At 46.0% G+C, this 19,886-nt stretch carries 18 protein-coding genes; 15 read left to right on the forward strand and 3 right to left on the reverse strand.

The window, feature by feature from the left end; translation table 11 throughout:
* Window positions 1-42 precede the first annotated feature (42 nt).
* From adh to CQS04_RS10560, 4 genes are all read left to right on the forward strand, one after another.
* Entirely contained in the window at window positions 43-1,563 is a 1,521-nt protein-coding gene (gene adh, locus CQS04_RS10545) for an aldehyde dehydrogenase (RefSeq protein WP_100354110.1), read from the forward strand.
* Between the two features lie 22 nt (window positions 1,564-1,585).
* Window positions 1,586-1,945: a DUF779 domain-containing protein gene (locus CQS04_RS10550; protein WP_100354111.1), complete on the forward strand. Its 360-nt coding sequence runs from the start codon at window positions 1,586-1,588 to the stop codon at window positions 1,943-1,945.
* A gap of 70 nt (window positions 1,946-2,015) precedes the next feature.
* The gene (locus CQS04_RS10555; protein ID WP_100354112.1) at window positions 2,016-2,309 is read left to right on the forward strand and encodes a DUF6509 family protein; all 294 of its coding nucleotides are present in this window, start codon (window positions 2,016-2,018) and stop codon (window positions 2,307-2,309) included.
* 19 nt (window positions 2,310-2,328) lie between these two features.
* Window positions 2,329-3,867 (forward strand): Mur ligase family protein, encoded by a 1,539-nt coding sequence (locus tag CQS04_RS10560; RefSeq protein WP_100354113.1) that lies wholly within the window; start codon window positions 2,329-2,331, stop codon window positions 3,865-3,867.
* 351 nt (window positions 3,868-4,218) lie between these two features.
* Here CQS04_RS10560 and CQS04_RS10565 read toward each other — a convergent pair whose 3' ends face one another.
* Genes CQS04_RS10565 through corA form a run of 3 tightly spaced genes read right to left on the reverse strand, consistent with a single transcriptional unit; the run spans window position 4,219 to window position 6,652 of the window.
* Window positions 4,219-4,944, reverse strand: a complete 726-nt coding sequence (locus CQS04_RS10565) for a DUF6904 family protein (protein WP_100354114.1) — start codon at window positions 4,942-4,944, stop codon at window positions 4,219-4,221.
* Between the two features lie 26 nt (window positions 4,945-4,970).
* The gene (gene rluF / locus CQS04_RS10570; protein WP_100354115.1) at window positions 4,971-5,675 is read right to left on the reverse strand and encodes a 23S rRNA pseudouridine(2604) synthase RluF; all 705 of its coding nucleotides are present in this window, start codon (window positions 5,673-5,675) and stop codon (window positions 4,971-4,973) included.
* Window positions 5,676-5,686: 11 nt separating this feature from the next.
* Window positions 5,687-6,652, reverse strand: a complete 966-nt coding sequence (corA, locus tag CQS04_RS10575; RefSeq protein WP_100354116.1) for a magnesium/cobalt transporter CorA — start codon at window positions 6,650-6,652, stop codon at window positions 5,687-5,689.
* A 382-nt stretch (window positions 6,653-7,034) separates the two neighbouring features.
* On the opposite strand from corA, the gene rsgA reads away from it, so the two are divergent.
* The 11 genes from rsgA (at window position 7,035) to gltX (ending at window position 19,757) form a co-directional block, all read left to right on the forward strand.
* Entirely contained in the window at window positions 7,035-8,042 is a 1,008-nt protein-coding gene (gene rsgA, locus CQS04_RS10580) for a ribosome small subunit-dependent GTPase A (protein WP_425430244.1), read from the forward strand.
* An 84-nt stretch (window positions 8,043-8,126) separates the two neighbouring features.
* Window positions 8,127-9,428: an NCS2 family permease gene (locus CQS04_RS10585; protein WP_100354117.1), complete on the forward strand. Its 1,302-nt coding sequence runs from the start codon at window positions 8,127-8,129 to the stop codon at window positions 9,426-9,428.
* Window positions 9,429-9,783: 355 nt separating this feature from the next.
* Window positions 9,784-10,257 carry a CtsR family transcriptional regulator gene (locus CQS04_RS10590; RefSeq protein WP_100354118.1) on the forward strand — a complete coding sequence of 158 codons (474 nt, stop codon included), beginning with the start codon at window positions 9,784-9,786 and terminating at the stop codon, window positions 10,255-10,257.
* Between the two features lie 8 nt (window positions 10,258-10,265).
* A complete protein-coding gene (locus tag CQS04_RS10595) occupies window positions 10,266-10,787 on the forward strand; it encodes a UvrB/UvrC motif-containing protein (RefSeq protein ID WP_100354119.1) in 522 nt (173 codons plus the stop codon).
* A 2-nt stretch (window positions 10,788-10,789) separates the two neighbouring features.
* A complete protein-coding gene (gene mcsB, locus CQS04_RS10600) occupies window positions 10,790-11,875 on the forward strand; it encodes a protein-arginine kinase McsB (RefSeq protein ID WP_100354120.1) in 1,086 nt (361 codons plus the stop codon).
* Entirely contained in the window at window positions 11,865-14,321 is a 2,457-nt protein-coding gene (locus CQS04_RS10605) for an ATP-dependent Clp protease ATP-binding subunit (protein ID WP_100354121.1), read from the forward strand. The genes mcsB and CQS04_RS10605 overlap by 11 nt, the downstream gene beginning before the upstream one ends.
* A 103-nt stretch (window positions 14,322-14,424) precedes the next feature.
* Window positions 14,425-15,801 carry a DNA repair protein RadA gene (gene radA / locus CQS04_RS10610; RefSeq protein WP_094942239.1) on the forward strand — a complete coding sequence of 459 codons (1,377 nt, stop codon included), beginning with the start codon at window positions 14,425-14,427 and terminating at the stop codon, window positions 15,799-15,801.
* Between the two features lie 111 nt (window positions 15,802-15,912).
* Entirely contained in the window at window positions 15,913-16,998 is a 1,086-nt protein-coding gene (locus tag CQS04_RS10615; RefSeq protein WP_100354122.1) for a PIN/TRAM domain-containing protein, read from the forward strand.
* Window positions 16,999-17,067: 69 nt separating this feature from the next.
* The gene (gene ispD / locus CQS04_RS10620; RefSeq protein ID WP_100354123.1) at window positions 17,068-17,757 is read left to right on the forward strand and encodes a 2-C-methyl-D-erythritol 4-phosphate cytidylyltransferase; all 690 of its coding nucleotides are present in this window, start codon (window positions 17,068-17,070) and stop codon (window positions 17,755-17,757) included.
* Complete coding sequence (gene ispF / locus CQS04_RS10625; protein WP_100354124.1) at window positions 17,757-18,230, forward strand: 2-C-methyl-D-erythritol 2,4-cyclodiphosphate synthase; 474 nt, start codon at window positions 17,757-17,759, stop codon at window positions 18,228-18,230. The genes ispD and ispF overlap by 1 nt, the downstream gene beginning before the upstream one ends.
* A gap of 63 nt (window positions 18,231-18,293) precedes the next feature.
* Window positions 18,294-19,757 carry a glutamate--tRNA ligase gene (gene gltX / locus CQS04_RS10630; RefSeq protein WP_100354125.1) on the forward strand — a complete coding sequence of 488 codons (1,464 nt, stop codon included), beginning with the start codon at window positions 18,294-18,296 and terminating at the stop codon, window positions 19,755-19,757.
* Window positions 19,758-19,886 lie beyond the last annotated feature (129 nt).

The raw sequence follows: 19,886 nt of genomic DNA on the forward strand, positions 1-19,886 counted from the left end.
TAAGCGTATTCATTACGCGACTAAACAAAGGGAGAGATGAGAATGGTTTATAAGTTTCCAAACACTGAAGGGGCAGTAGTAACATTCAAAGAACAATATGATAACTACATCAACGGGAAGTGGACAGCACCGGTCAAAGGTCAATACTTTGAAAATGTAACCCCGGTAACAGGAAAAGTATTTACTAAGGTAGCTCGTTCAACCTCTGAAGATATTGATTTGGCATTAGATGCAGCTCACGCAGCAAAAGATAGTTGGGGAACCACATCTGTTGCTGAACGTGCAGTGATTTTAAATAAGATCGCCGATCGTATGGAAGAAAACTTAGAAATGCTTGCAGTTGCCGAAACTTGGGACAACGGGAAAGCAGTACGTGAAACACTAAATGCAGATCTACCGCTCGCTATTGATCACTTCCGGTACTTTGCAGGAGCTATCCGTGCACAAGAAGGAAATCTGAGTCAGATTGATAACAATACGGTAGCGTATCATTTCCATGAGCCGCTAGGAGTCGTAGGACAAATCATTCCTTGGAACTTCCCGATTTTGATGGCTGTGTGGAAACTAGCGCCGGCGCTTGCTGCAGGAAACTGTGTCGTATTGAAGCCAGCGGAGCAAACGCCTGCTTCTATTCTAGTGCTTATGGAGTTGATTGAAGACTTGCTGCCACCTGGGGTAGTGAATATCGTCAATGGTTTTGGTCTTGAAGCAGGAAAGCCACTTGCGTCGAGCCCTCGCATCGCAAAAATTGCGTTTACAGGTGAAACGACAACAGGTCGTTTAATCATGCAGTATGCATCTCAAAATTTGATTCCTGTGACACTTGAACTGGGTGGTAAGTCACCAAACATTTTCTTTGAAGATATCATGGACAAAGACGATGCGTTCCTAGATAAAGCAGTAGAGGGCTTTGTGCTATTCGCTTTAAACCAAGGGGAAGTATGTACATGTCCATCTCGTGCGCTTATCCAAGAATCTATCTACGATAAATTCATGGAAAAAGTATTGAAGCGAGTAGAGGCAATTGCTACTGGAAACCCGCTTGATCCGAATACGATGATGGGTGCACAGGCATCTACAGAGCAGATGGAAAAAATCTTGTCTTACTTAGATATCGGGAAACAAGAAGGTGCTGAGTGTCTAGCAGGTGGAGAGCGTAATGACCTAGGCGGCGAATTTGCAGAAGGTTATTACATCAAACCAACTGTCTTCAAAGGCCACAACAAAATGCGTATCTTCCAAGAAGAAATCTTTGGTCCAGTAGTTTCTGTTACGACGTTCAAGACGAAAGAAGAAGCGCTTGAAATTGCGAATGATACATTATACGGACTTGGGTCGGGTGTTTGGACCCGTGATATGAATACAGCGTACCGTTTCGGACGTGGTATTCAAGCAGGACGTGTGTGGACAAACTGTTACCATGCATACCCAGCACACGCTGCGTTTGGTGGATACAAAATGTCGGGTATCGGACGCGAAAATCATTTGATGATGCTAAGTCACTACCAACAGACAAAGAACCTGCTTGTATCATATGATGAAAACAAATTAGGATTCTTCTGATCCCACCGAGGAGGTGATGGCGATGACAGAACGGGTTGTAGCGACGGACGCGGCACTAGATTTAATTACGCTGTTGACAGAAAAGCATGGTCCCGTGATGTTTCACCAGTCAGGAGGCTGTTGTGACGGTTCTTCTCCGATGTGTTATCCGGAAGGAGATTTGTTGATTGGGGATCAAGACATCTATCTTGGAACCATAGGCGGCGCCAAGTTCTACATCCATAAAAATCAGTTTGATTATTGGAAGCATACGCAACTAATCATCGATGTAGTCGATGGTCGAGGAGGTATGTTTTCTCTAGAGGGTGTAGAAGGCAAACGCTTCTTGACCAGATCCCGCGCATTCACGGCGGAAGAGAACAAAGAACTCCAAAATTCATAAATTAAATGGCTCCTCCTTCATGGGAGGGGCTGTTTTTTGTATAATGGGAACATGGACAAGGAGGATACCCATGCAAATTGAATCTTATGAAGTAGAGCGACTTCTCGATCCGACTGGAATTGTAGAGGGCGATCGCTATGAATTTTTAATTGGACTGGCTTATGACGAAGAAGATGAATTGTTTGAAGAGACAGATTCAATCGATGTGCGTGTCATCTTTGCTGATGACAGTAAAGGCAAACGCATCGCTCAAGCGCACTTTATCGACCGCACTACAGGAAAAGTCTTAGACTTTGAAATTGAAGAAGACGAATATACAACTCTTTTGGCATTTTGCCAGGAGCACTATACAGAAGCAGAATGATAGGAATAGAGGTGAACTTATGAAACTCACAGAAATTTTATCGGCTATTGATGTGGTTGATGTGAAAAATGAACAAGCGGTAGATATTACAGGACTCGCCTATAACTCTCGCAAAGTAGAACCGGGGCACGTCTTTGTCTGTATCCGAGGTATCAAAGCAGATGGGCATAAATTCGCACCATCAGCTGTGGAAGCTGGAGCGGTAGCCTTACTTGTTGAGGAGTTCTTGCCGGAACTTTCTGTTCCTCAGTATTTGGTGAAAGACGCGCGCAGCAGTCTTGCTGCGTTAGCAGATGCTTATTTTAATCACCCGACCCAGAAGATGAAGACGATTGGTATCACAGCAACGAATGGCAAGACTTCGACTTCATTTATGGCGAACGCTATCTTAGAAGAACAAGGCTTTAAAACCGGTCTTATCGGAACAGTAGTTGTGAAAATTGGAGACAAGGCAGAGCCCTCGGAATTGACGACGCCAGAATCACTTGATTTGCAGCGCTATTTTGCAGAGATGGTGGATGCGGATATTCAGCATGTCGTGATGGAGGTCTCTTCTTCGGCGTTAGAACTCGACCGTGTTGGTAGTGTGGATTTTGATATCGTCACTTTTAACAATATCAGCCGGGAGCATATCGACCTGCACTCTTCTTTTGAAAACTACGTGATGCACAAGTCAAAGCTAGTTACACGAGCTGGTGCAGACAAAGTGGCCATCTTGAACTTGGATGACGCTTATTCAGCAGCGCTTCAAGATCAGACGGAAGCTCAAGTAGTTACGATTGGTGTGGAAAGTGAAGAAGCAGACATCCGTTGTACGAATCTCGATTTGTCTACAGGACGAGCTACTTTCACAGTGGCGATTGCGCGCACGATTGAAACGCCTCAAGGAACCATTCCACAAGGAGAGTTTACGGTCTCTTTAGGGACCCCGGGATATCACTCGGTTTATAACTCTTTAGTGGCGATTGCAATTGGTTTGCTATGCGATGCATCGGTAGATACCATTCAACGAGCAATGGAAAACTTCACCGGAGTAGAGCGTCGTTTCGAGATGATTTTCGAAGAGAGCTTCAAAATTATCGATGACCACTTCGCGAACAGCGGAAATATTGATATTACACTTGGAACACTCGAAAAGATGGACTATCGCAACTTGAAGCTTGTGTATGCCATTCGAGGAGACCGGGGAGTAACCGTCAACCGTGAAAATGCAGAGGCGATTGCTCGTTGGGCGCCGAAGCTCGGGCTCACAGAAGTGATTGCGACAATTAGTAAGTCACATGTAACAGCAAAAGACGTCGTGGCGGAAGAAGAGAAAGCGGTCTTTTTAGAAGTTATGGAAGCTGCCGGGATTCAAGTGCATCTGCATGAAGAGTTACCAGATGCGGTGAAAGAGGGCTTGTCACAGGCTGAAGAACAGGATGTCTTATTACTTGCCGGATGCCAAGGTATGGACTACGGCGCGAAGTTTGCGCTTGAACAGCTTGCAGAGATGCAGCCTGCGCTAGACCGAGACAAATTATTCAAACCTCTTGCCACACGAGTGGCGGGAGTCTAACTAAGGATCAAAAAGCTGGGACAGAACTTAGCAAAGGCAGTTTCTCATTGAGAAACTGCCTTTAGTAATTTATCTCGCGTGCAGGGGAAGCGTTCCGCGGGCGCGGGCTGAGCCAAATCGAGTTGCGAACGCCAGAAATCCCCATCAAAACCATTCACCCCAACCCAGGCAAAGAACGCCTCACTTGGTGCGCCTGGTTTTGATGAAATTTCTAGAGCGGCGTTCTTCACATCTTAGAAAAGGTCTCAGCTCCCACTTTGATCCCGTTGGAGTCACCCCTGCACTCTTTTGATAGTATCACTCTCCACTAGTTTCAGTGACACATTGTAGTTCTGTCCCGGCCTCTTGTTTTTACCATTCGATGTCTTCATTTTTAGGGTAATCGACTGTCAATTGAATATCATGTACCGCGCTTTTTGTTTTGTTAGCTTCTGCAATGACCTTCTGCTTAAAGCTTTCATAGTCAGCGCCACCAACCACGATGCTGCGAGCGAGTCTTGGAAGCAGTACTTTGCGCTCTTCCTTCGGTACTTTTAGGAAAGAGACGGCCAGCATGTCGACGTATTGTGTCGCGTAGTCTTCTGTTGAACGTTGAGGGGAGAGTAGGGCCTGTTTAACGTCTGTAAAGTCCTCTTCAGGTAGCGTAATCTCTAATGCTTCGATAACTTTTGCTTGGAACAAACGAACTTCCATCGAATATACATGAAGATGCGGATGTTTAATATCTTCTCCAGCTAGACGGATAAAATCGTTCAATCCAAAAGCAGTGAAAAGCAGCTCTGGCCATAAAATCTTACAGCCAAAGTAGACATTGCGCTCCGGTGTGATCATGTCTCGGTCTTTTAATAAGTCCCTCCGTGCCCCATTGGCTACTACCATCACTTCTTCTTTTCCTTTTCGTGCAGAAGCGATACGTAACAGTGTTTTAGTTAGACGTCTATGAGTGCTTTCATAATCATAAAATGCATTTTCCTCTCCAAGCAGATCAAACGAGGCTGTCAAAAACGCATCTAAATCCCAGATGTCGCCACTTACAGTAGCTCCTGTACTATAAGGTGTGGATTGAATCGATAACATACCAACACGTCCTTTCTTCAGATGAATTACCGTTTTGGTTGATAGTCGAGCATAGCAAACAATGTTTGTTTCTCATGATCGGTTAAATCGCGCCATTTACCGATTGGCAGATTCCCGAGTTCGATGTTCATAATACGTACACGTTGAAGGCGTTTAATGGTAAACCCTAATGCAGAACACATACGACGGATCTGTCGATTCAGTCCTTGTGTCAAGATGATGGAGAAAGTATGCGGCCCGAGCTGCTTTACTTTACAAGGTTTCGTAACCGTATCTAAGATACGTACTCCCGATGCCATCTTCTCGAGAAAAGTTGATGTGATTCGTTCGTTAACGGTCACGATGTATTCTTTTTCATGTTCATTCTCAGAACGTAAGATTTCGTTGACGATGTCGCCGTCGTTAGTCAGTAAAATCAATCCGTCTGAATCTTTATCTAGTCTTCCGATATGAAAGATACGCTGGTCGTGGTTGACGAAATCTACTATGTTACCTTCTATGTGCCGCTCAGTTGTACTTGTGATTCCTACCGGTTTGTTTAACGCGATGTAGACCAAGTCTTGTTCTTGAGATATGACCTTGCCATCTACAGTCACTTCATCTTCTGGTTGTACACGACTTCCCAGTTCTGCGGGAATACCGTTTATTAAAACGCGACCATCTAAAATCCACTGATCTGCGCCGCGGCGTGAAACAATGCCAGCTTCCGCCAAATATTTGTTGATGCGCATACTATGCCTCCTTATTGATTCTTAAACAGTTTAAACCATCCTTTGTAGGTAAACCACACTAGCATACCGCCTGCAATCAAGAACATGAACAACAGCACACCGAAGTAGCCAAATGACCAGGACAACTCGGGCATATGCTCAAAATTCATTCCGTAGACACCTGCAATAAACGTTAAAGGAATGAAGACGGTCGAAACGATTGTCAGAGTCATCATAATTCGGTTCATACGGCTTGAGTTCATCGACATGTGGCTGTCTCGAATGTCCGATGTCAACTCTCGGTTCGACTCGATCATCTCAGAAAGTTTGATTAAATGGTCATAAATATCTTGGAAATACGTTCGTTCTTCTTCTGTAAAGTTGAGCCGTGACGAAGCCAACATCCGGTACAGCAGGTCTCGCATCGGATTGATAGTCCGTCGAAGGTGAAGAAGGTCACTACGCAGTTCAAAGACCTGTTTCATTGAAAATTGATCTTGGTGGTGGGACATGTCATCCTCCACATCATTTAAATAATCTTCAATCTTATAGATAATAGGGAAATAGTGATCCACTACTTTATCAATAATCTGATAGAGCGCCTGCATGGAGCCGCGCTTCCAGGTCTTCGTACTTTGCATCAAGCGGTCTCGCGCTTCGTCAAGCTCGTGCATCTCGTCGTAATGGAATGTCACGACAAAGTTCCCACCGACAAAGACATCGAGTTCTTCCGCTTCCATGGTCTTTTCATTGTATGTATGGAGCACAAAGAAGGTGTGGCGGTCATAGTTGTCCAGTTTGGGGCGCTGTAGATCGTGTAAGCAGTCTTCAATCGCTAGTGGATGAAACTGAAAGTAATCTCTTAATAAATTTTGTTCGTCAATGGACGGGTTGCTGATATCGACCCAGTACCATTCAAACAGCTGATTTTGTAATTCTTCTAAAGTGAAGTCTTGAACGAGCTCATGCTCCGTAGTGACTCCTAGTGTGCGAATCATGCAAACACCTCCTACTTGTTCTATCATACCCCCTTGCACAGTTTCTCAAAAGTAAAATCCTGTATTGACAAGAGGAAAACTACTGACGTATAGTGAAGCTAACTAGAACTCGAAACGAGGTGGAGCATTATGGCAAGTGTATATGTAAACGCACGCATCTGTTCAGTCAGCATGCTTCATTCTCTATGTGTACATTCCGGTCAGCTCTGACGATCGGTCTGTTTTGCAATGGGATGAAAGCTGTTTCTGAACGCAGATGCGTGCAGAGACAGCTTTTTTTGTCGGCAAAAAGCAAAAGGGGAAGCCGGCGACTATCTATTTGGAGGAAATCACATTGCATCTATTAGAAAATTACGGCTGGACACCAGCCTGGGAAGAAAAAATGACACGCCAGGGGATGGCGGGGAGAGTGACAGTTGCACATAAAGGTTTGTACCGAGTGGCAACTGAGGAAGGTGAATGGCTTGCTGGGCCGAGCGGGAAGTTTGAGTTTACACATTCCAGGGAGCATCAACCTGTTGTGGGGGACTGGGTTGTAGTGGAGCAAATGCCAGGAGAACAGAGGGCTATCATTCATGAAGTGCTGCCCCGAATTTCTCAATTTGAACGCAAGATTGCAGGACGCACGACGGAGGTCCAGGTGATTGCGGTCAATGTAGATTATGCGTTCTTGACCATGTCACTGAATCAAGATTTCAATTTGCGTAGACTGGAGCGCTATTTGATTGCAGCCTATGATTCTGGCGCTTCACCGATTGTCGTACTCACGAAAAAAGATATGTGCGACGATCCGGAATGGTATCAAAAGCAAGTGGAAGAAGTGGCGTTCGGCGTTCCTATCTTTACAGTTAGTAGTAAGACAGGTGAAGGAATCGATGATTTACGTGAATTGATCCAGCCAAATAAGACTGCTGCATTACTAGGATCATCTGGAGTCGGCAAGTCATCACTTGTCAATGCGGTTTTAGGAACAGAGTGGATGGCGGTCAGCGAGATTCGAGAAGACGATGCTAAAGGGCGTCATACGACCACGCATCGTGAACTAGTACTGATCCCTAGCGGCGGGGCTATATTGGATACTCCGGGAATGCGCGAGTTCCAATTATGGGATTCAGGTGAAAGTCTAGGAGAGAGCTTCTCAGATGTGGAGCAGCTATCTGAACAATGCCGCTTCCGCGACTGCCAACATCAGAAAGAGCCAGGGTGTGCTGTGCAAAAAGCGATTGCTGAGGGAACTTTGAAAAGAGATCGCTTTACAAGTTATTTAAAATTACAACGAGAACTCGCCCATATGGAACGCAGGGCAGATGCTTCGGCTCAGCGTGAAGAACGCAATAAATGGAAACAAATTACGAAATCAGTACGGAACAACAGTAAAATAAGACGATAAATTCATAAAAAGCATTGCAATTCCCTCCATTTACGAATAATATGGTTAAGTGTTTTCAAATTGTTCGTATTTAGGAGGGTTTTCATGTTTCGTTTACAAGAACATGGCACAACCGTTAAAGCAGAAGTCTTAGCAGGAATCACTACATTCCTGACTATGGTCTATATTGTTATTGTCAATCCTGTCATCTTGGCTGATGCAGGAGTTCCATTTGATCAAGTATTCCTAGCCACAATCATCGCGTCCGTTGTTGGTACGTTATGGATGGCGTTGTTTGCAAACTATCCGATTGCTATAGCACCGGGAATGGGGCTCAATGCGTTCTTCACGTATACCGTCGTGATTTCATCGAACGGTCAAATTGATTACTTGACGGCATTTTCAGCTGTCTTCATTGCAGGAATCATCTTTGTTATTTTATCTGTAACTCCGCTGCGCGAAAAACTCATCATCAGCATCCCGTCTAACTTAAAGCATGGGATTACTGCAGGAATTGGTTTGTTCATTTCGTTTATTGGATTACGTCTATCCGGGATTGTACAAGCGCATGAGATGAACTTAGTAAAGCTTGGAGATTTGACGAGCCCGTCTGTATTATTGACACTTTTTGGACTACTGATCACTTTAATCCTTATGGTGCGCAACGTGTACGGAGCTATCTTCTACGGTATGCTTGGGACAGGAATTGTAGCGTACTTTACAGAACAACTGAAGTTTGATGGCTTCTTTAAACTCCCATCGTTGCCAGAAGGCATTCTTGTATGGAATCCCGTTGCGGCGATTGGGGATGTCATTGAATTTGGGATGATTGGAATCGTCATTTCATTCGTCTTGGTCACGCTATTTGATACGACAGGAACAATGGTCGGGGTGGCGAAGCAAGCCGGTCTGATGAAAGGTGACCACATGCCACGTGCTCGTCAGGCACTTCTTGCAGATTCTGTTGCTACCACGATTGGATCGATGTTCGGGACAAGTCCGACATCTGCTTATATCGAATCGTCTTCAGGTGTAGCAGTAGGTGGACGCACGGGATTAACAACATTGACAGTCGGAATCTTGTTTATGGTCTCTGCCTTCTTTGGTCCGTTAGTCGCTTCACTGTCAGGAGTTGCTGCGATCACGGCACCAGCACTAATTATTGTGGGGTCGCTCATGATCAGTGCAGTCAAACATATCGACTGGGATGCATTTGATGAAGCCTTTCCGGCATTTATCGTCATCTTAGCGATGCCACTTACATCAAGCATTGCGACAGGAATCGAGCTTGGATTCATCATCTATCCGATTCTGAAAATCGTTCAAGGCCGCTTCAAAGAAGTACATCCACTTCTTTATATCTTTGCTGCCTTGTTCTTCTTCCAATTAATCTATTTACCTCATTGATACACAGCGCTCCGAGTCCATACTCGGGGCGTTTTTTTGTAAATAAAAAACTAAATAGCCTTGCTTTATATAAAGTAGAAACATTGTTTTAGGGGGAATTTCATTTTGGATTTGTGAACCTGAGATGCCATTTCCCAGGGTATCAGAGGTTCTGCGAGACCCCGCAGGTGCCTGCGACGAGGAGACTTGCAGGTTCTCCCCTTGGAAATGGTATCTCAGGTGAAATGCTTTCTACCATACATACTTGAAATCGACTGAGGGCTGTTTTTTATATGGAAAGCAAATCAATTGCACAGTCTAAAGTGAATTCGTATAATAAAGTCAAAGATAGTCAAAGTCAGTAGGGGGTGAGACCATGAAAAATATCTCAGACATAATTGAAGGGTATTTGAAAAGTATTATCGAAACTACTAAACAAGGGCAGATTGAAATTAAGCGCAATGAAGTTGCTGAAAAATTTCAATGTGTTCCGTCGCAGATCAACTACGTGATCAATACACGGTTTACTGTAGACCGGGGCTATCTCGTAGAGAGTAAGCGTGGAGGAGGCGGATACATTCGGATTTTCCGAGTGGCTGCCAGTGAACAGACGGACGTCATTCGCGATATGTTAGATGTACTCGAAGGTGGCGCCTCTGAATCGATGGTCGAAGACATGGTATATCGACTACTTGACCTTGACATGATTTCAAAACGAGAAGCTAAGCTGATTGTCGCCGCTTGTGCGCGTTCTACCTTATCGGTGCCGCTACCGCTACGCGATCAATTGCGAGGGCGAGTCGCCCAGGCGATGTTATTGACACTGTTACAACCTGACAAGGAAAGGTAGGATGCCAGATGATTTGTGAAAACTGCAAACAGCGCCCTGCTCACGTCAAGATGACCGTGACGCAGAACGGAGAACCTTTTACACGTCACTTATGTGAGGTGTGTGCGAGTCAGCTGCATCCATTTCAAAATCAGCAAGATCCGCTCACCGTACATCAGTTACTAACTAATTTGTTTACACCTGAACAACCAACTAAACAAGCCAACCGGGAAAAGAGTCAGTGGAGCTGTCCGACCTGTGGCTGGACATATGAACGCTTTGTGCACCGCGGAAAGTTCGGCTGTGCTGACTGTTACACGACATTCGGCAATGCCTTACCACCTGTCATGAAGCGGCTCCATAACGGCAATGCTGAACATATCGGTCAAGTACCGGAGGCATTTGAAGAGACGCGTGATTTAAAACGCCGAATAGAAGACATTCGCTCGCGTATGCAGGAAGCCATCGCTCAAGAAGAGTTTGAGACGGCCGCAACGCTGCGTGACCAAGCGCGCGAGCTGGAAGCCAAGCTCTTGAAAGGGGGCGATTGACGATGGATATGGACCGCTTTCTGAAGAACCAAGTGACAAGCTGGATGGAAAGTACCGGGGAATATGCCGATATCGTTATGAGCACCCGCATCCGTCTAGCACGAAACTTGGATGGCTATCGCTTCCCTTTAGCATTTACTGAAGACGAAGCGCATAGAATCGAACAGACCGTGACGGGCATTTTGCTCGATGCTGACAAGCTTCCTCAGCAGTTCACGTCGTATCAAATGAAACAGCTCGATCCGCTCGATAAGCAAGTGTTGATTGAAAAACATTTGATCAGCCCAAGCTTGATCGAAGCCGAATATGAATCGGCTGCCGTGATTTCAGAAGATGAATCCCTCAGCATCATGATTAATGAAGAAGATCATCTACGTATCCAGTGCATCTTGCCAGGGCTTCAACTCGAAGAAGCCTACAGACAAGCGCGCAATATTGACCGCGTGCTTGACCGTGAAGTCAGTTATGCATTTGATGAAAAGTACGGCTATCTGACAACGTGCCCGACCAATACAGGGACGGGACTTCGAGCCTCTGTGATGATGCATTTGCCGGCACTAACCGCCACAAAACAGATGGCCAAAATCGCACCGATTATCAACCGACTCGGTATGGTAGTTCGGGGCATTTACGGAGAAGGAAGTGAAGCTCTCGGCAACGTCTATCAAGTGTCCAATCAAGTGACGCTTGGAAAAGCAGAAGTCGAGATTTTGCAAGAATTGCAAGGCTTGACCAAACAACTGATTGAAAAAGAACGAGAAGCAAGGCAAGCCCTGTTGTCTCATTCGCGTATCATCTTAGAAGACAAGTTGTTCCGCTCCCTCGGGACACTCCGTTATGCACGGATGTTATCAACAGAAGAGGCAGCTTCTTGTTTATCAGATGTACGTCTTGCTATCGATCTGGGAATCATCACCCACGTCAGCAAAACGATTTTGAATGAATGCATGGTATTCATGCAGCCAGGATTTTTACAGCAATATGCCGGATCCTCTTTATCCCCAAAAGACCGCGATGTGTTTCGGGCGAAAATGATTAGGGAACGGTTGACTATAGAAGAAAAAGGAGAGAATTCATATGATGTTTAATCGTTTTACACAACGTTCACAAAAAGTGCTTCAACTAGCTCAAGAAGAAGCCATTCGTTTAAAACATGAAGCGATTGGCACTGAACATATCCTTTTAGGACTGATTCGTGAAGGCAACGGGATTGCGGCTAAAGCTTTAGAAGCTAGTAACGTCGACCCTAAAGCTATTGAAGAAGGCATTGAAGAGTTGGTCGGAACAGGCGAGAAAGACGTCGGTCCGATCGTTCACTATACACCTCGTGCGAAAAAAGTAATCGAGCTTTCAGTCGATGAGTCTCGTAAGCTTGGTCACTCGTATATCGGTACAGAGCACTTGCTATTAGCACTAATTCGTGAAGGCGAAGGTGTTGCGGCTCGTGTACTAAGCAATGCGGGCATCAGCTTGAACAAAGCGCGTCAACAAGTACTGCACTTACTAGGAAGCAGTGAGCAGGCGAACAACTCAGCCTCTTCATCTTCAACGTCTACAGCGAGCACGCCAACACTTGATGGTCTAGCACGTGACCTGACTCAGATTGCGCGTGAAGGCACACTTGACCCAGTCATCGGACGTAGCAAAGAAATCACGCGTGTCATTGAAATCTTGGCGCGTCGCACGAAAAACAACCCAGTTCTAATTGGGGAACCAGGTGTTGGTAAGACGGCAATCGCAGAAGGTCTTGCTCAGCAGATCGTTCACAACGAAGTACCTGAAATCTTACGTGACAAACGCGTTATGACACTGGACATGGGTACTGTAGTCGCTGGTACAAAATACCGCGGTGAGTTCGAAGACCGTCTGAAAAAAGTAATGGACGAGATTCGCCAAGCGGGCAATATCATCCTGTTCATCGATGAGTTGCACACATTGATCGGAGCAGGTGGAGCAGAAGGTGCCATCGATGCATCCAACATCTTGAAGCCAGCCTTAGCTCGTGGAGAATTGCAATGTATCGGTGCAACTACACTCGATGAGTACCGTAAATATATCGAAAAGGATGCAGCGCTTGAGCGTCGTTTCCAACCGATTCAAGTGGATGAGCCATCTGTTGAAGAAGCTATCCAAATCATCTACGGCCTTCGTGACCGTTACGAAGCGCATCACCGTGTGAAAATTACAGATGCTGCTGTGGAAGCAGCTGTTAAAATGTCAGACCGCTACATCTCGGACCGTTTCTTACCGGATAAAGCGATCGACTTGATTGATGAAGCAGGATCAAAAGTTCGTCTTCGCTCGTACACGACGCCACCGAACTTAAAAGAGATGGAGCAACAGCTCGAGAGCCTTCGTTCTGAAAAGAATGCTGCGGTTCAAAGCCAAGAGTTCGAAAAAGCGGCTTCATTCCGTGATAAAGAGCAGAAGTTAAAAGATGAACTTGAGAAACTGAAAGACAACTGGAAAGAAAAACAAGGGAAGGCAGAGACAGAAGTCACTGTAGAAGACATCGCAACTGTCGTATCCATGTGGTCAGGTGTACCGGTTTCGAAACTCGCGCAAACTGAATCTGACAAGCTGTTGAAGCTTGAAGAGACACTGCACGAACGTGTCATCGGTCAATCGGAAGCTGTCGACGCCATCTCTCGTGCGATTCGCCGTGCACGAGCGGGTCTGAAAGATCCAAAACGTCCTATTGGATCCTTCATCTTCTTAGGGCCAACAGGTGTCGGGAAGACCGAGCTTGCACGAGCTCTTGCTGAAGTGATGTTTGGGGATGAAGACGCGATGATTCGAATCGACATGTCTGAGTACATGGAGAAACATTCAACGTCTCGCCTAGTCGGTTCTCCTCCAGGATATGTAGGGTTTGATGAAGGTGGTCAATTGACGGAGAAAGTGCGTCGCAAACCATACTCAGTCATCCTACTAGATGAAATCGAAAAAGCGCACCCAGATGTATTCAACATCTTACTGCAAGTACTAGAAGACGGCCGTCTGACAGATTCAAAAGGTCGCACAGTCGATTTCCGCAACACGGTGGTCATCATGACATCGAACGTCGGAGCAGATGCTGTGAAGTACAACAAGTATGTGGGCTTCAACTTGCAAGAGGCAGGCTCTTCTAAAGACTATAAAGACATGAAGTCGAAGATGCTTGAAGAACTGAAAAAGGCGTTCCGCCCAGAATTCTTAAACCGTCTTGATGAAATGATTGTGTTCCACTCTTTAGAGCGCGAGCACTTAAAAGAAATCGTCACTTTGATGGCGAACCAACTGACAAAACGCTTGAAAGAGCAAGATATTGAGTTAGAGCTGACGGAAGCCGCTAAAGATAAGATTGCGAAAGAAGGCTATGATCCAGATTACGGTGCTCGTCCACTGCGCCGTGCTCTACAGAAACACGTAGAGGATCGCCTATCTGAAGAAATCTTAAAAGGTGAAGTCTTGACTGGCCAACACATCCTGTTCGATGTGGAAAACGACGAGTTCGTCGTTCGTACGCAAAAAGCACAGCCAGTGAGTGAGTAACTTTCATCCAACACCCCATGATATCGCATGCATGGGGTGTTGTTTTTCGTTCTAAAGAAATTACGGTATACTAGAGAGAACGCACGTTCCATAGGAGGTAGACATGGCAAAACGAAAAACCAAATTTATGTGTAATGATTGTGGCTACGAATCGGCAAAATGGATGGGGAAATGTCCGGGATGCGGGAACTGGAATACGATGGTAGAAGAAGTGGAAGTGGTTACGAAAGGGCCGAAGCGTTCTTTTGTCACTTCAGATGGCCCATCGAGTAAAGCAACTCCCATCAACTCTGTGGAAACACAAGAAGAGCCACGCGTCGACACGTCTCTTGGCGAGTTGAACCGCGTGTTAGGTGGCGGAATCGTACCAGGATCTTTAGTATTGATCGGCGGGGACCCGGGTATCGGAAAATCTACGCTGCTTCTTCAGGTATCTTCGCTTCTTGCGAATAAAAATATGCGCACGCTCTACATCTCTGGGGAGGAGTCTGTCCGGCAGACAAAGCTTCGAGCAGAACGTCTCGGAGTGGCATCGAGTGAGCTGTACTTATATGCTGAGACCAATCTTGAGCTCATCAATGAGACCATTGAAACGGTGCAGCCGAAGTTTGTCATCATCGACTCCATTCAGACGGTGCACCATCCGGAAGTGACGAGTGCACCAGGTAGTGTGTCTCAGGTACGTGAATGTACAGCGGAAATGATGCGCATTGCGAAAACGAAAAATATTGCAATCTTCTTAGTCGGTCACGTAACGAAAGAAGGGCAGATTGCGGGACCTCGACTACTCGAACATATGGTAGATACTGTTCTGTACTTTGAAGGAGAACGTCACCATACGTACCGCATCTTACGTTCGCAAAAGAACCGCTTTGGTTCGACGAACGAGATTGCCATTTTTGAAATGGTTCAAGCCGGTTTAAAAGAAGTGCTGAATCCGTCGGAGCTGTTCTTACAGGAACGCTCGCACGGAGCACCAGGGTCTGCTATCGTGGCATCCATGGAAGGGACACGACCGATTCTTGTCGAGATTCAAGCGCTCGTCACGCAGTCGAGCTTTAACTATCCGAAACGAATGGCTACAGGTGTTGACCAAAATCGCGTTTCGCTCCTCATGGCCGTCCTTGAGAAACGGATGGGGATGCTGCTGCAGACACAAGATGCCTACATCAAAGTAGCCGGGGGCGTGAAGCTAGATGAACCTTCTATTGATCTCGCGATTCTCGTTAGCGTCGTCTCGAGCTTCCGAGATACGGGAGCAAAACCGACCGATGTCTTTATCGGAGAAGTGGGACTGACGGGTGAGATCCGCCGCGTGTCGCGCATTGAACAACGTGTACAAGAAGCAGCGAAACTTGGCTTCAAACGGGTGATTGTACCCGCTAGTAACTTGGGAGGCTGGGACTTCCCAGCAGGCATTCAAGTCATTGGTGTTGATAGCGTGAACGAGGCCATGAAGTTAGCCTTTCGCGAAGAATGATTTCCTTGCCATAGACCTTTTCGGGTCTATGGCTTTTTCTTTAGGCTCCGCGTGGACGGACAAGAAAATGTAAGCGTATAATGAAAAGACAACTGATAAGGAGGTGGAGACATGCTTAAATGGATCATTCAAATCGCGTTTATTCTGATTGGTGGTACACTCGGGTTATTTTTATTACCGCACTTATACGAAGCTATGAATTTATCCGACAACCCGTGGATTGCCAATCCGTACGTATCCATTTTAGTAGGGGCCGTGTTACTATACGTGGCCGCATTGTTTATAACAGATTATCTGGTGACGTTCATTCGCTGGATGGAAGAAAGATTACTGAATACACCTGTCTGGGACTTGGTGTTTGGAACCATCGGACTGGTACTGGGACTAGTCGTAGCATTTCTTCTTGGGAGTGCTATCAATACCTTGGATTTACCTGCTATCGGATCGGTCGTCCCGGTCCTGTTATCGCTTGTTTTAGGGTATTTAGGATTCCAAGTAGGCTTTAAAAAACGGGAAGAGATGATGTCCATTTTTTCAGGTGTCCGCCCTCCGGCATCGAAAAAGAAGTCGGAAGAGGAACTAGCTGTTTCAGATGCACCGAACTACAAGCTTCTCGACACAAGCGTCATCATTGACGGAAGAATCGCAGACATCTCCGATACGGGTTTCTTAGAAGGGACGCTTGTTATTCCTCAGTTCGTGTTGACAGAGCTCCAGCATATTGCCGATTCTTCAGACACTCTAAAACGAACTCGTGGTAGACGAGGACTTGATGTGTTAAAACGATTGCAGGCAGAGCGTGCCACTCCGATTGAGATTGTAGATGACGATTTCGACGATACACACGAAGTGGACCTCAAGCTGATGAAACTTGCTAAGAAGAAAAAAGGGGTCGTCATGACCAATGACTTCAACTTAAATAAAGTGTGTGAACTGCACAATGTTCCTGTGTTAAATATTAACGACCTTGCAAATGCAGTGAAACCTGTTGTTATTCCAGGTGAAGTGATGCAAGTCGTCATCATTAAAGACGGAAAAGAGCAAAATCAAGGCGTTGCCTACCTCGATGATGGTACGATGATTGTTGTAGAAGGCGGAAAAGCGTATATCAACCAAGCCATTCAAGTGGAAGTAACAAGTGTGTTGCAAACTTCTGCGGGCCGGATGATCTTCGCCAAGCCACTCGAATCGAAATAGCCACAGAATCTCGGTTGCACGTTGGACCGAGATTCCGTTTGTTTACAACAGATAGAAAGGTGTTTACATATGAACTATACAGTGGTGCTCCCTGCCGCGGGAAGTGGGAAGCGAATGGGGGCTAAGCACAACAAGCTGTTTCTAGAGTTAGAAGGTCAGCCGATCCTTGCGCACACGTTGCAAGTGTTTCAGCAAGATCCTTGGTGTGAGGCCATTGTTCTTGCTATTAAAGAAGAAGAACGGAACATCATTAAAGAGCTTGTCGAAACGTACAAGCTTACAAAGGTTACTCACCTCGTTCAAGGGGGAAGTGAACGCCAGCACAGTGTCTTTGAAGCGCTGAAGGCTGCTTATGGATGTCAGGTTGTACTAGTCCATGATGCAGCGAGACCGTTCATCTTGCAGTCAACGATTCATGCTCTCGTTGAAAAAGCGGCGGCAGAAGGTGGCGCAATAGCGGCAGTGAAAGCAAAAGACACGATGAAGCTTGTGAGGGACGGACGTGTGGAAGAGACGATTGACCGGGAAACATTGTGGGCGGTCCAAACACCACAGGCTTTCCGCTACCCACTTTTATTCGAAGCGGCGGAACAGGCGCAACAGGACGGGTTTTTAGGAACAGACGAAGCGATGCTTGCGGAACGCGCAGGCATACCGGTTCATGTCGTAGAGAGTTCGTATGACAACCAAAAAATGACGACACCAGACGATTTATTAATTGGAGAATTGATTTTGAAACGACGAAAGGAGAACAACTAATGCGTATTGGACAAGGATTTGATGTACATGCTTTTGAAGAAGGACGCCCATTGATCATCGGAGGAATCACGGTTCCTCATGAGCGAGGTTTAGTCGGCCACTCAGATGCAGATGTGTTGCTTCATACGATCACGGATGCAGCTTTAGGTGCTGTCGGAGAAGGGGATATCGGGCGTCACTTCCCAGATACAGATCCAGCCTTTAAAGACGCGGATTCAGCAAAGCTGTTGACGCACTGCTGGAACATCGTCAAAGAAAAAGGCTACGTGCTAGGAAACATTGATTGTACGATCATCGCACAGCGTCCGAAAATGGCACCGCATATTCCTGCAATGCGCAGGCGTATTGCGGAGCTTCTTGAAGCAGACGAGTCTCAGATCAACGTCAAAGCGACGACAACAGAAAAGCTAGGCTTCCCCGGACGCGAAGAAGGAATTGCAGCTCTTGCAACGATTCTATTAGTACAAAAATAAACTTTCTCTATCGCCTATCCAGTGATAGAATGGTACAAGTGAATTTTAGAGGAGGAACACCCCATGACGAATGAAGTCCGCGTACGCTACGCACCGAGCCCGACTGGTCAACTCCATATCGGCGGTGCCCGCACAGCGCTTTTTAATTATTTATTTGCTCGCCATCACGGCGGGAAATTTATCGTCCGCATCGAGGATACGGATATTGAACGCAACATCGAAGGTGGCGAATTGTCGCAGCTTGAGAACCTTCGTTGGTTAGGGATCGACTACGATGAGTCCGTTGATATCGGTGGAGACTACGGTCCGTATCGTCAAATGGAACGTTTAGATATCTATACAGAACATGCTGAAAAGATGCTAGCAGAAGGCCATGCCTACAAATGTTTCTGTACACCAGAACAACTAGAAGCAGAGCGTGAAGAGCAAAAGGCTTCTGGAATTGCTGCTCCTATGTACAAAGGAACTTGCCGCAACTTGAGCGCTGAAGAAGTCGCTGCAAAAGAAGCAGCTGGTGAAAAGTTCACGATTCGTATGCGTGTTCCTGCAGATGTGACGTACACAATCGAAGATATGGTTCGTGGAACGGTTACGTTTGAATCAAAAGATGTTGGGGATTGGGTGCTTGTGAAAGCAAACGGCATTCCAACTTACAACTATGCAGTTGTTCTTGATGATTACTTCATGAAGATTAGCCACGTGCTTCGTGGGGAAGAGCATCTTTCCAACACGCCAAAGCAAATCATGGTGTTCAACGCATTTGGTTGGGAAGCGCCGAAATATGGTCACATGACGTTGATCATCAACGAGAGCCGTAAAAAGCTTTCAAAACGTGACGAGTCGATCATTCAGTTCATCACACAATATAAAAATTTAGGCTATCTACCTGAAGCAATGTTCAATTTCTTCGCATTACTTGGTTGGTCTCCAGAAGGAGAAGAAGAAATCTTCTCTAAAGAGCAGTTGATCGAGTTGTTCGATGAAAAACGCTTATCGAAGTCACCATCTATGTTCGATACGAATAAACTAACATGGATGAACAACCAGTACATGAAGAAATTATCTGCTGAAGAAGTCGCTGCTATGGCTATTCCGCATCTTCAACAAGCAGGCAAGCTGCCTGCAGAACTTACGGAAGAGCAAGCAACTTGGGCAAACCAACTGGTAGCGTTGTACCAAGAGCAAATGAGCTTCGGTGCAGAAATCGTAGAATTGTCAGAGCTGTTCTTTGCAGATGAGCTTCATTATGACGACGAGGCGATGGCTGTTCTGAACGAAGAACAAGTGCCTGCGGTCATGACGGCATTTAAAGCGCAGCTTGAAGCAATGGATACATTAGAAGCAGATGCTATCAAAGCGGCTATCAAAGCTGTTCAAAAAGAGACGGGTGCAAAAGGAAAAGGCTTGTTCATGCCAATCCGTGTCGTTGCTACAGGCCAGACTCATGGTCCGGATCTGCCAAATGCCCTAGCTCTTCTAGGGAAAGACAAAGTACTCGCTCGCGTTGAAAAGTTCGCTAAACAATAAAGTTGACTTTCTTTTCAGTGTGAGTAAAATTAAAACCACATGAACGATATCAAAGCTTCGATGAGGAGAAGTAAAAGACGTATGCTCCCGTAGAGAGGGTCACCACCGGCTGAAAGTGACCTGAGCCAA

The organism is Chryseomicrobium excrementi (assembly GCF_002798305.1).
Taxonomy (GTDB): Bacteria; Bacillota; Bacilli; order Bacillales_A; family Planococcaceae; genus Chryseomicrobium; species Chryseomicrobium excrementi.